At 65.1% G+C, this 12,876-nt stretch carries 10 protein-coding genes; 9 read left to right on the forward strand and 1 reads right to left on the reverse strand.

The window, feature by feature from the left end; genetic code table 11:
• The first annotated feature begins 94 nt into the window (after nt 1-94).
• From RHOOR92_RS0100195 to RHOOR92_RS0100235, 9 genes are all read left to right on the forward strand, one after another.
• Nucleotides 95-1,474 carry a nodulation protein NfeD gene (locus RHOOR92_RS0100195; protein WP_027489264.1) on the forward strand — a complete coding sequence of 460 codons (1,380 nt, stop codon included), beginning with the start codon at nt 95-97 and terminating at the stop codon, nt 1,472-1,474.
• A 37-nt stretch (nt 1,475-1,511) separates the two neighbouring features.
• Nucleotides 1,512-2,288, forward strand: a complete 777-nt coding sequence (locus tag RHOOR92_RS0100200) for a slipin family protein (RefSeq protein WP_027485709.1) — start codon at nt 1,512-1,514, stop codon at nt 2,286-2,288.
• Between the two features lie 61 nt (nt 2,289-2,349).
• The gene (locus tag RHOOR92_RS0100205) at nt 2,350-3,171 is read left to right on the forward strand and encodes an SAM-dependent methyltransferase (RefSeq protein ID WP_196801989.1); all 822 of its coding nucleotides are present in this window, start codon (nt 2,350-2,352) and stop codon (nt 3,169-3,171) included.
• A 140-nt stretch (nt 3,172-3,311) separates the two neighbouring features.
• Nucleotides 3,312-3,578 carry a hypothetical protein gene (locus tag RHOOR92_RS0100210; RefSeq protein ID WP_007509202.1) on the forward strand — a complete coding sequence of 89 codons (267 nt, stop codon included), beginning with the start codon at nt 3,312-3,314 and terminating at the stop codon, nt 3,576-3,578.
• A gap of 88 nt (nt 3,579-3,666) precedes the next feature.
• Nucleotides 3,667-3,966 carry a hypothetical protein gene (locus RHOOR92_RS0100215; protein ID WP_007509199.1) on the forward strand — a complete coding sequence of 100 codons (300 nt, stop codon included), beginning with the start codon at nt 3,667-3,669 and terminating at the stop codon, nt 3,964-3,966.
• 31 nt (nt 3,967-3,997) lie between these two features.
• Nucleotides 3,998-5,782, forward strand: a complete 1,785-nt coding sequence (locus RHOOR92_RS0100220; protein WP_007509197.1) for a GGDEF domain-containing protein — start codon at nt 3,998-4,000, stop codon at nt 5,780-5,782.
• Nucleotides 5,783-6,008: 226 nt separating this feature from the next.
• Nucleotides 6,009-6,305, forward strand: a complete 297-nt coding sequence (locus RHOOR92_RS0100225; protein WP_007509195.1) for a hypothetical protein — start codon at nt 6,009-6,011, stop codon at nt 6,303-6,305.
• Nucleotides 6,306-6,357: 52 nt separating this feature from the next.
• Nucleotides 6,358-8,124, forward strand: a complete 1,767-nt coding sequence (locus RHOOR92_RS0100230; RefSeq protein WP_231378269.1) for a GGDEF domain-containing protein — start codon at nt 6,358-6,360, stop codon at nt 8,122-8,124.
• 128 nt (nt 8,125-8,252) lie between these two features.
• A complete protein-coding gene (locus RHOOR92_RS0100235; protein WP_027489267.1) occupies nt 8,253-9,932 on the forward strand; it encodes a M28 family metallopeptidase in 1,680 nt (559 codons plus the stop codon).
• A 21-nt stretch (nt 9,933-9,953) separates the two neighbouring features.
• Here RHOOR92_RS0100235 and RHOOR92_RS0100240 read toward each other — a convergent pair whose 3' ends face one another.
• Nucleotides 9,954-12,698: a M14 family zinc carboxypeptidase gene (locus RHOOR92_RS0100240; RefSeq protein WP_027489268.1), complete on the reverse strand. Its 2,745-nt coding sequence runs from the start codon at nt 12,696-12,698 to the stop codon at nt 9,954-9,956.
• Nucleotides 12,699-12,876 lie beyond the last annotated feature (178 nt).

Consider the following 12,876-nt stretch of genomic DNA (forward strand, 5'->3'; position numbering starts at 1 on the left):
GGAAGGGCTGTCGGAAGTTGCGATTGACGAGTTTGCGCGCGCCGTCCGCGCTAGGATGGCTGCGTCGATGACGAATCGGCGGGAGGCGGGTCCGATGAAGCGCGGGTCGAGGGTGGCATGGATCATGTTCTGCTGCATGCTGCCGGCGCTCACGGTGCTGGCGGCGGCGATCGGCCAACCCGTGGCCCGGCCGATGGTGGCGCAGATCGCCCTGGACGGTCCGATCGGTCCGGCTGCCGCCGAATACTTCGACGACGCCTCGAAACGCGCCGTCGCCGATGGCGCGGCGGCGATCGTGCTGCGCCTGGATACGCCCGGCGGGCTGGCCGATTCGATGCGGCAGATCATCGCCGGCATGCTGGCCAGCAAGGTGCCGGTGCTGGTGTACGTCGCTCCCGCCGGTGCCCGGGCCGCTTCGGCCGGCACTTACATCCTGTATGCGGGGCAGATCGCCGCGATGGCGCCGGCTACCCACCTGGGCGCGGCGACGCCGGTGGCGCTGGGCGGCGGCAGGCCCATGCCGCTGCCGAAGGCCGGCCGGCAGCCGGCGTCGGCCACCACGACGGCGGATGACCAGACGGCTGCCGACGATGCGGAATCGCACAAGGCCATGAACGATGCGATCGCCTACATCCGCTCGCTGGCGCAGTTGCGCGGGCGCAACGCGGCCTGGGCCGAGCAGGCCGTGCGCGGCGCGGCCACGCTGACCGCCAGCGAGGCCGCCCAGCAGCAGGTGATCGACTTCGTGGCGGCGGACGTGGCCGAGCTGCTGGCCAGGGCGGACGGACGCAAGGTGCGGGTGGGCGAGCGCGACGTCACGCTGCAGCTCAAGGGCGCGTCCGTGCGCGAGTACGCGCCCGGTGCGCGCACGCGCTTCCTGGCGATCATCACCAACCCCACCATCGCCTACCTGTTGCTGCTGGCCGGCATCTTCGGGCTGGCGCTGGAAGCGATGCACCCCGGCGCGATGCTGCCCGGCATCGCCGGCGGCATCTGCCTGCTGGTGGGCCTGTACGCGCTGCAGCTGCTGCCGGTGAACTACGCCGGGCTGGCCTTGATGGCGCTGGGCGTCGGCCTGCTGGTGGCCGAAGCGGTCAACCCCAGTGTGGGTGCGTTCGGCGTCGGCGGACTGGTGTCGTTCGTGACGGGCTCGGTGATGCTGATGAACACCGGGGTGCCGGGCTATGGCGTCAATCTCGGCGTGATTGCCGGCATCGCGGTGTGCGCGGCGGGGCTGCTGGCCCTGATCGTGTGGCTGGTGTTCCGTTCGCGCCGCGCCCATCCGGTTACCGGCGATGCGGCGATGCTGATGGATACCGGCGAACTGCTGGAGCCGGTAAGCGCCGGCGGCGAGGCCTGGATGCTGGTGCGCGGCGAGCGCTGGCGCGTGCGTTGCGATACCGCCTTGCCGGCCGGCGCACGGGTGCGCGTGGTGTCGCGGCAAGGCTTGCTGTTGCAGGTCGAGCCGGCATGAGCCGGTGCGGCCATTTCATGAAAGGCAGGAGATGATCATGTTCGGATTCGTCGGTGTTCTGGTAATCCTCGGCGCGTTGCTGCTGTTCTCCGCGGTGAAGATCCTGCCGGAGTACCAGCGCGGCGTGGTGCTGACGCTGGGCCGCTACACCGGCACCAAGGGGCCCGGGCTGGTGCTGCTGGTGCCGTTCGTGCAGCGGATGATCCGCGTCGACCTGCGCGTGACCGTGATGGACGTGCCGCCGCAGGACGTGATCTCGCGCGACAACGTCTCGGTGCGCGTGAACGCGGTGGTCTACTTCCGCGTGGTGGAGCCCGACAAATCCGTGCTGCAGGTGGAGAACTTCCTGCAGGCCACCAGCCAGCTGGCGCAGACCCGGCTGCGCTCGGTGCTGGGCCAGCACGAGCTGGACGAGATCCTGTCGCAGCGCGATTCGATCAACCACACCTTGCAGACCATCCTCGACGAGGCCACCGACCCGTGGGGGATCAAGGTTGCCAACGTGGAGATCAAGGACGTCGACCTCAACGAAACCATGGTGCGCGCGATCGCCCGCCAGGCCGAGGCCGAGCGCGAGCGCCGCGCCAAGGTGATCCATGCCGAGGGCGAGATGCAGGCCGCCGAGAAGCTGCGCGATGCCGCCGCGATGCTGTCGCAGCAGCCGCAGGCGCTGCAGCTGCGCTACCTGCAGACGCTGGCCGACATGTCCAACAACGGCAAGTCATCGACCATCGTGTTCCCGCTGCCGCTGGACCTGATCAAGCCGCTGATGGAGGCGTTTCCGGCGAAGGCCGATCCGGCACCGAACCACTGAACTGGCGCCGCCGTCCGGGGCGGGTGAATAATGCCGCTTCCCGCCAAGACGAGTGACCATCATGGATGCAGCACATTCCCCCGGAAGCCTGGTTTGCGTGGGCCTGGGCATGACCCTGGGCTCGCACCTCGGCCCGCTGGCGCGCAGCTACATCGAGCAGGCCGACGTGGTGTTCGCCGGGCTCTCCGACGGCATCGTCGAGATGTGGTTGCACAAGATGCATGCGGACGTGCGCAGCCTGCAGCCGTACTACCGCGAAGGCAAATCGCGCATGCAGACCTACCGCGAGATGGTCGAGGCCATCCTCACCGAGGTGCGCGCGGGCAAGCGGGTCTGCGGCGTGTTCTACGGCCATCCCGGCGTGTTCGCCTGGGCACCGCACAAGTCGATCGAGGTCGCCCGCAGCGAAGGCTACGAGGCGCACATGGAACCGGGCATCTCGGCCGAGGACTGCCTCTACGCCGACCTCGGCATCGACCCGGGCCGCTACGGCTGCCAGCACTTCGAGGCCAGCCAGCTGCTGTTCTACAAACGCAGGATCGACCCGACCGCCTACCTGGTGCTGTGGCAGGTGGGCCTGGTCGGCGACCAGTCGCTGGCGCGCTTCTCCACCGGCCCCGCCTACCGCGAGCTGCTGGTCGAGGTGCTGGCGCGCGAGTATCCGCTGGACCACGAGATCACCATTTACCGCGGCGCGACCTTGCCGATCCAGCAGCCGCGGATCCGCCGGATCCGGCTGGCCGAGCTGTCACAGGCGGAAGTCGGCATGGAAGACACTGTGGTGCTGCCGCCGGCCGGCCCGCTGCAGCCCGACCTGGAAATGCGCGCGCGGCTGGACGCGCTGGACAAGGTGGAAATCAAGCAGGATGCGGGCGTTTTGTGAACGAGTCGGCAAGTTGCCGTTGGCGTCGTCCCTAGGATGAATCGGCGCGGTTTGAAGCCTCGCTGCGGGGTAAACCCTTCCACCCCGCAATCAGGCCAGTCGCGCCATTCCAATCCATTGACTATTCCGGGAGATACGCCATGTCGAACATTATCGATTTTCTTGAGAACGTCGGGCAGAACGCCAGCTTGCGCTATGCTTCCGCCGGGGACATGCAACGCATGCTGGTCCATAGCCAGCTCGATCAGGATATCAAGGAGGCTGTGCTGGCCAAGGACCAAGAACGGCTGACTGCGCTGGTGGGGGCACAGAATGTATGCTGCTTGTTGGTTCCTGCACAGGTAAGGTGTTTGCTTGTTCCCGGGATCAACGACGAAGACGAGTACTACCACGAACAGCGTGCTTGAACCGGAATGGCCTCGCTGGCGCATGGCGCCAGCGAGGCAGTGTTCCCCGAGACGCTGACCAAGCCAACAACAGTCGGGGGGAATGCATATGTCGGATGTTGTCGAGTTTCTTGAAAGGATGGGGAAGGACGCGCAGCTGAGCCGAGCATCGGGCAATAAGCTTGAGCAGGTAGCGGCAAGCGCAGGGCTGGATTTGATTTTGCAGGATGCGATCCTCTCTGAGGATTCATCGACATTGAAGGCATTGCTGGGCATTGCGACACATTGCGCGATGCTCGCGCCCGCCGAGGAGCAGGAAGAGCAGGAGGATGAAGGCGGCAACGAAACTCCTGAGCGCGAGGGCGAAACCAGCCGCGCCGCGTTGAGTGCCGTGGAGTTGATCGGCTAAATCAATGCCCGCATCCGTAGTGAATCGTCGGATGGTGATCGCGGGGTGGATATTGCTCGGACTATCCGGGAGTATTGCCTATGCGGCTGTGCTCCCGGTCGTTGACCAAAGCGCCTCCCTGCTCAAGGAGGCTGATAGCAGCAGAACACAGAACCACGACAGATTCCTGGAGCTCTTGCAGCGTCTCGACAAACAGGCTGCGAAGTTGTCGCCCGAGCAACAGGAATATCTGCATTACCTTCAAGCATGGCAGGCGGCTTACGTCGGCGATTATGCGACATCGGATCGGTTGGCCGATACGGTGTTGACCCATTCGCGGGACTCGGTTCTGCGCTTCAAAACGGACTCCTTCATGGTGAACTCTCTCGCAGAGCGTTCCCGTTACGAGGATGCGTTCCGACGCTTGAATTTGGTGCTATCGCGGCTGCATACGGTTTCTGACCCGGATGCGCGTGCCTTGGCGATCACCGTCGCCGTGCTCCTCTACGAGGAGTCTGGGCAGTACGATCTTGCCTGGAATTATGCTGACCAGCTTGCCAATGAAACCCGGCAGCCAAACGATTGGATGTGCAAAACGGGCTACGCGAGACTAGCGGCGCTTTACAAGGCGGGCAAGCTGGACGGAATTAACGAAAAGCTTCAGCAGGGCATAGATCTTTGCCAGAAGGTGGGCGACGACCTTTATGCCAATGGCATTCGCCTGTATTTGGCGAGAGTTGCATTGCAACGGGGGCATTCCGAGAAGGCAATCATGCTTTTGAGGAGTAATTACGATGCAGTGCAGAAGAGTGGTTACTCGTGGTTACTCTCTCAGGTTGATGCGTTATTGGCCGAGGCATATTTGGGTACCAGCCAGATTGCTTTATCGAAGCAATCGGCACTCCAGGTTGTTGCTCGAAGTGAAGGGAACAAATATTCGGAATCCTTGAGTGTCGCCGAGCGCGTTCTCTATCTTATTGCGAAGAGCCAGGGGGATCTGCGGGCCGCTCTTGACCATCATGAACGTTATATGGCGTCAAATAACGGTTGGCTGGATGAAGTGGGGGCCAGGGCACTCGCCTTCCAGATCGTCCAGCAACAACTGCTCGCCAAAAAACTGCAGCTAGACACATTGAGCAAGCAGAACCAAATCCTGCAGCTCCAGCGAAACCTCGACAAAAAAGCTTCCGAGACGAGTCGTCTGTACATATTGCTGTTGCTTACGGTGCTGGCTTTTATCGGTTTTTGGGCTTACCGCGTCAAGCGCTCGCAGTTGCGTTTCATGCGGCTGGCGCGGCGTGACGGGCTCACCGACATCTTCAACCGGCAGCATTTCGTCAACGAGGCCGAACAGCAATTGCAGTACTGCCGCAAGTCGGGGCGGGAGGCCTGCCTGGTGCTGATCGACCTGGATCACTTCAAGGCCGTCAACGATACCTACGGACATGCGGTGGGCGATCGCGTGCTGAAACGTGCCGTGGCCGCCTGTCAGGCGCATCTGCGCTCCACCGATATCTTCGGCCGCCTGGGCGGCGAGGAGTTCGGCATCGTGTTGCCGGACTGCACGCTCGAGCAGGTGCTAAGCCGGACCGAACGGATCCGGCAGGCGCTCGTGGCGGTGGTCCGCGGCGACGCTGCCGAGGAAATCTGCGTCTCGGCCAGCTTTGGCGTGGCCAGCACCCGGTACTCCGGGCATGAGCTGCGCCAGTTGCTGATCCACGCCGATGACGCCTTGTATCGGGCCAAGCGCGAGGGCCGCAACCGCGTCAGCGTGAGCGACGGCCGGGCGGAGCCGCAGCTGAATGCCGTTGCCGTGACGGCCGAAGGCGCGCAGTAAACCGGGCCAGACGGCTGCCGTCCGCCTGCCGCCTCAAGGCAACGCCGCCCGCACCAATGCGATGGCACGACATCGAAGGAAGGGTGTACTTTGGGCCCGTCGGGCGGCCGGAGCTTGCTGCTTGCGGCGCGCAACGCGTGGGAAATGGGGAAAAGATCAGCAGACGGATTTGACGCGGTCATTACCGGACCGCCAGCCATTACTCATCCTGACAGGGGGATGATCGATGTTCGATGTGATCGATTTTCTGGAAAGGGTGGGGCAGGACGCGCAATTGCGTCATGCATCTCGGGATGAAGTAGGGTCAGCGCTGTCCAATGCCGAGATTGATCCGGAGTTGCGCGTGGCGATTCTTGCCAGGGATAAAGAGGGACTGCAGGCGTTGCTGGGGCAGGATCCTTTCTGCTGCCTGATCAGTCCTGCCAAACCGGGCGAGGAGCAAGAGGAGTGTGACGGCAGCTGCGAAGAGGGTGAAGAGAAGAAGGACGACAAGGACAAGGAGAAGAAGAGCGATGGAGATTGAGAACCAGGCTTCACGACTTGCCGCTCCTGTGCTTGCGACCGCTGACTAGTTCATGGACCGTGCGAGCAGATGCGGGTTGGTATTCGCGTGCTGCGTGCTTCTGCTTTTATCTGTAGCGGATGCGGTTGCTGCGATTGCGACCGTATCCGACGATCCTGCGCAGTTGCTAAGACAAGCTGAGAACGTCGAGCCCTCCAACCATGCCGTGTTCAATGAGCTGATGAGTCGGCTCGACAAGGTCGCGATGCGGCTATCGCCGCAACAAAAGCTGCATTTGCGCTATCTCGAGGCTCGGCGGATCGCCTTTGCAGGCGACTACGCCGGGGCGCTACCTTTGTTGACGGCGCTTGCCGATCAAACTGCGGATCCCGTTTTGGCGTTTCGCGCCAGCGCCAACGTGATCGACCTGTTGGTGGCTCAATCCCGCTTTGAGGAAGCCTTTGTCAGGCTCAATCCATTGCTGGACCAACTGCCGCAAATTAAGGAAGACGACGTCCGCATCCAAGGCCTCACCGCCACAGCGCAGTTGTACACCGAGGCTGGTCAGTACGATGAGTCCATGCGTTATGCCGATCAACTGATCAAGGAGAGCACCGACGCGCAGAGTGCATGCAGGGGCTGGTTTTTGAAGTCCGATGCGCTGTTTGAAAGTGGCAGCACACAGTTGCCCGCCGATCAGCTTCACGATGGCACGGAAGCATGCGCAAAGGCGGGCGATACCCTGTTTTCGCTCAGTTTCCAGCATTTGCTGGCGGGTTTCGACATGCGGCAGGGTCGCCCCGAGTCGGCAATCCGTGTACTGCAAGCAAACTATCCCAAGGTGTTGCGAGCAGGCTTTCCGCCCCAGGTTGCCCAGTTCGAGACTACGTTGGCCACGGCTTACTGGAAGAGTGGGGCTCTTGCCTCGGCAGTGAAATTTGCCAATAGCGCTCTGAAGACGGATGACAACAGGCCGTATTCGCAATCGACGGCCAGTGCCTATCGTGTGCTTTACCAAGTCGACAAGAAATTTGGCGACAGCAAGGGCTCGCTGGTATACCTCGAAAAATACTTGGCCGCCCATGATGGCTATCAGAGCCGCCTCAGCGCGAAAGTACTTGCCTACCAGACCGTCAAGCAAATAGTGCTGGCAAAGAAGCTGCAGGTCGAAGGGCTCGACAAGAAGAACCGGGTTCTGGCCCTGCAGGGCGAGCTGGATCGCAAGGCGGCAGAAACCAGCCGGCTGTATGTCGCACTGCTGCTGCTGGTGCTGGCATCGATCATCCTGTGGGCCTATCGGGTCAAGCGTTCGCAATTGCGCTTCATGCGGCTGGCGCGGCGCGACGGCCTTACCGGCATCTTCAATCGGCAATACTTCGTCAACGAGGCCGAGCGGCAGTTGCGTTATTGCCGCAAATCGGCGCGCGATGTCTGCCTGGTACTGATCGACCTGGATCACTTCAAGCTGGTCAACGACACGCATGGGCATGCGGTGGGCGACCGGGTGCTGAAGCGCGCGGTCGATGCCTGCCAGGCGCATCTGCGCTCCACCGACGTGTTCGGCCGCCTGGGCGGGGAGGAGTTTGGCGTGCTGTTGCCCGAGTGCACGCTGGACAGCGTGCTGCCGAGCGTCGAGCAGATGCGCGCGGCAATCGCCGCCGCCTCGGTCGCCGGTGACGCGCCCGGCATCCCGATCTCGGCCAGCTTCGGCGTCGCTGCCGCAGCCAGCAGCGGCTATGCGCTGCGGCAGCTGATGATCGATGCGGACCGGGCCCTGTACCAGGCCAAGCACGAGGGACGCAACCGGATCAGTCTGTTCGACGCCGGCATGCGCGGCTGATTGTCCTGTGGCTGCAATGGCATCTGCACGTTAGCCACCGCCGGCGATCGCGGGCGCGGCCGCTCGCGTGGACAGCCGCGCAGGCGCGCGCTACAAAGGACGCCGATGCCATTGCCGGGAGTGTTTCGATGCGTGTGAGGAGTTTCGTCCTGCTGGCGGCGCTGGGCCTGGCCATGTTGCCGCTGCAGGCGGCAGCGGGCGACGCGGACATGGCGCGGTCGCCGTCGATCAACGCCACCGATTTCGCGCGCTTCGACCGCACGCTCAGCTCCGATGCGTTCGGCGGGCGCAAACCCGGCACGCTCGGTGCGCAGCGCACCACCGATTTCCTGGTGGCCGAGTTCAAGCGGATGGGCCTGCGGCCGGGCAACCACGGCTCCTGGTACCAGACCGTGCCGGCCGATTCCACCTTGCTGCTGAATACCGACGTCACCCTGGACGTCACTGCCCGAGGCGAGCCGCTGAAGCTGGCCTACCGCACCGACATGGTGGCGCAGACCCTGCAGGCGAAACCTGAGGTCGCGCTGAAGGACTCGCCGGTGGTGTTCCTCGGTTACGGCGCGGATGCGCCGGCCTGGCACTGGAACGACTACCGGAATGTCGACGTGAAGGGCAAGACGGTGATCGTGCTGGTCAACGATCCCGGCTTCGCCAGCCGCGATCCGAAGCTGTTCAACGGCCGCGCGATGACCTGGTACGGCCGCTGGCCGTACAAGTACGCGCAGGCCGCGCTGCAGGGCGCCGCGGCGTGCTTCATCGTGCACACCAGCGACGCCGCGGCCGGCTATCCGTGGAGCGTGCTGCAGAACGGCGCGGTCGGGCCGCAGCTGAGCCTGCCGGCCAGCGTCGATCCGTCGCCGCGGCTGCCGGTGGCCGGCTGGCTGACGCGCGATGCGGCTACCCGGCTGTTCGCCGCCGCCGGCTTCGATTTCGCCGAACTCGAACGGGCCGCGGCGAAGCCGGGCTTCGAGCCGGTGCCGTTGCAGGCGACGGCCTCGATCGCCCTGCACAACAAGATCGGCCACATCGAATCGAAGAACGTGGTGGCGATGGTCGAGGGCAGCCACAAGCCCGACGAGGTGGTGGTCTACACCGCGCACTGGGATCACCTGGGCAGCGACCCGACCCGCCAGGGCCATCAGGTCTATGCCGGCGCGATCGACAACGGCACCGGCCTGAGCATGCTGCTGCAGATCGCCGGCGCGTTCGCACACCAGGCGCAGCCGCCCGAGCGCAGCGTGCTGTTCTTCATGCCGACGCTGGAAGAATCGGGCCTGCTCGGTTCGCAGTACTACGCGGCGAAGCCGGTGTTTCCGCTGAACCGCACGGTGGCCGACATCGCCGTCGACGCGTTGCCGGTCATCGGCCCTGCGCGCGACATGACGGTGATCGGCAAGGGCCAGTCCGAGCTGGAGGACATGCTCGCCGGCGTGCTGCGCAAGCAGGGTCGGGTGATCTCGCCGGAGGTTACCCCGGAGAACGGCTTCTACTTCCGCTCCGATCATTTCAACTTCGCCAGGGCCGGCGTGCCGGCGATGCTGGCCAGCTCGGGCCTCGACCTGCTCGATGGCGGCAGGGCCGCCGGCCAGAAGGCGGCCGACGACTATACGGCGCACCGCTATCACACGACGAACGACGTGTTCGATCCGCACTGGAACCTGGAAGGCATCCTCCAGGACACCCAGGCACTGTACGAATTGGGGCAATACCTCAGCCATGCGGGCGTGTGGCCGCAGTGGTATGCCGGCAATCCGTTCAAGGCCGCGCGCGACGCCATGATGAAGCCGGCCGCGCCACCGTCGAAGTGACCGGTGGGTCCGTCGCCGGCTTCAGGGTTTCGCCGGCGGCGTGTCCAGCCTGTTGAAGTTCACGATGGCGTTGAGCACCAGCGGGTAGCTGCCGATGGTCTCGCCGCGCCAGATCGGGTTGCTGGCGAACAGCAGCACGTGGCCCTTGCCGTAGCGGGCGTCGACCACGGCGGCGCGCTCGGCCATCTCGTCGCCGCCGTCGAGCAGGCCGGAGATCAACAGGTTCTTCGCGTCGGCGTAGCGCAGGATCACCCGCGGGCGCTGATCGGCGGGGATCACCCACGGGTTGTTGCGCATCTGCTCGGCGTTCAGCGGCAGCGGCTGCCAAGGCTTGACGTCGGGCAGCGCGGCCGGGGTGAGCGAGGCGCGGCCTTCGGGCATGTCCGTGTCGTGCGGGCCGCCGCGTCCGGTCGGGCGCTGGAAATCCTTCGCGGTCGGCAGTCCCTTGTCACCGGTGACCAGGTTGGACACGGTAAACGACTGCCCGGCCGCGCTGTACAGCGCCAGGTCGTCGCGGCCGTAGCCGGCGGCGATCGGGCTGCCGCGGTCGGCGAATTTCGCCTGCAGCACGCTGCCGACCACTTTCAGCTTGTCGGTCTTGGTGACGAACGCGCCCGGTGCCAGGCCCACGTCGATGGCGAATTTCGCCGTGTCCTCGGCGGTGATCAGCAGGCCGCCGGCCTGCACGAAGCGCTTGAGCTTGGCAACGCCGCTCTCGCCGAGACCGGGCCGGACGTCGTCGGTGGCGTCGATGCGGCCCAGGTTCGGCGTCAGCGCAGTGGTTTTCCACGGCAGCGGCTTGCCCCACATCGGCAGGCCGTCGACGATCTGCTGCGTGCTGGCGTCGCCGACGGGACCGAACAGGATCACGTCGTACTTCGCGCGCAGGTCGCCGGCCTTGGCCACGTCCTGGGTGCTGATGTAGTCGTACGGCACCCCGAGCTTGTCCAGCGCCATGCGCCACCAGCCTTCGGTCTGGGTACTCAGCCAGGTGTGCATCAGCGCGATGCGCGGCAGTTTCGCCTGCGGCATGTCGACTGCGGCCAGGCCCTGCGGCACGGCGACCGGCGCGTCGAGCAGGCGCATCGGCGCCTTGAGGATCGCGCTGTCGGTGACGCGCACCACCTGCACGTCGAACAGGTCGCCCATCGACCAGCCGGTGTCGTCGTAGGGGTGCTGCTGCGGGTCCTTCGGCGACCAGTACTGGCGGTCGAGCAGGGTGTCGGCGATGCGCGAATACGGCTGGTCCATGCGCACCACGTAGCTGCCGGCGGGGAACGTGCGCGTTTCGGTTTTCTTGTCGTCGCCCGGTTTCGGCAGGGTCACCGTGACCGGCGCGCTGGTGCGGCTGATCTCCGCATGTTGCAGCTGCAGGATGCGCAGCAGCTGGGCGCGCGAGCCGGAGCGCTTGTCGTCGGCCGGGAACACGTAGGCGGCCGGACCGGCCAGCTGCGGCTTCTCGATCGAGCGCTTGGCCTTCAGGTAGAAGTTCTTCAGGAACTGCTGGCCGTTGCCGGCGAAGTAGTCCAGCGCGGTGAGCAGGCCGGTCTGCTGGTAATTGTTGTTGTTGCGCTGCGACCACTGGACGGTCGGCAGCGGCGGGTTCGGCCGGTACCAGGTGCGCTGGTATTCCCCCGGGTCGAGGATGCGCTGCACGGTGTCGGCGCCGGCGTTGCCGTAGGTCTCGTACAGGCGGCTGATGCCGTTGTGCATGGCGGCGATGAACATCAGGTAGCCGGGGCTCCAGGTGTCGAAGTCGCCGTGGGCGAACACACCGGGCATGCCGAGCCGGGTCATCTGCTGCACGTTGTCCCAGCCCAACTGCTGCCACTCGCCGGCGAGGATGGGATCGATCCACGCGTTGTACGGGCCGTCGCCCACGGTGTTGTCGTACAGGAACGGCACCGATTCGTGCAGGTCGTGCAGCACCTGCGCGTGCCAGCCGACAAAGGTGTCGGCCACGTGGCGGGTGAGGTTCAGCGACATGCCCATCGCGTCGCGGTTGTTGTCGTGCGCCACGTAGTGGCCCCAGTACAGCAGCCGCGGGTAGTCCTGGCCGGGGTGCGCCAGGTGCCAGTTGTACAGGTCGACCATGCGGTCGCGGCCATCCACCTCGACCACCGGCGTGATCAGGGTGACCACGTGCGAGCGGATGCGCTGGATGTACGGCGCCTCGTCCACCGCCAGGCGGTAGGCCAGTTCCATCAGCGCGGTGGGCGAGCCGGTCTCGGTGGAGTGGATCGAGCCGGTGATGTAGTAGATAGGCGTGGATTGCGCGACCAACTGGTCGGCGACGGCGTCGTCCATGCCGATGCGGCGCGGGTCGGCCAGCCTGGCCAGGCGTGCCTTGTTCGCGTCGAGGTCGGCCAGCAGGCTTTCGTCGGCGATCGCCACTGCGATCATCTCGCGGCCTTCCTCGCTCTTGCCGATCGAGAACACCTTCACCCGCGGGCTGGCCGCGGCCAGGGCGCGGAAGTAGCGGTGGACGTCGGCCACGTGGGGCAGGTAGTCCGGCGCACCGGCGATGTGGCCGAGCACCTTGTCCGGCGTGGGCACGCTGGCGGAGGCGGGCAGGTAGTCGGTCAGCGGCGAGTTGAACGAGGGGTCGGTGGTGAACTTGAGGATCTGCGCCGTATACGCCTGGTCGACCGGCTGGGCCGGGCTGCGGGCGTACGGTTTTGCACCGCCGGGCGCGTCCGCCGCAAACGCACCAAGGGTGCCTGACGCCAGCAGGAAGGCAAGCGAGAGCCGGATGGACGGGTGCATGGTGAGTTTTCCCCTGGAGATGCGAGGCAGCCGATCGCCGCACTCTGCCAGAACGGCGGCGATTGCGTGTAGCCCATCAGTTGGGTAGGGATCGCCGCGGCATCGACCGCGCGACCGCGGCACGCCGCGGCGATGTGCCGCCGCCTGGACGATTCCCGCCGACGTGCCCGCGCCGGAA

The organism is Rhodanobacter sp. OR92 (assembly GCF_000427545.1).
Lineage (GTDB): Bacteria > Pseudomonadota > Gammaproteobacteria > Xanthomonadales > Rhodanobacteraceae > Rhodanobacter > Rhodanobacter denitrificans.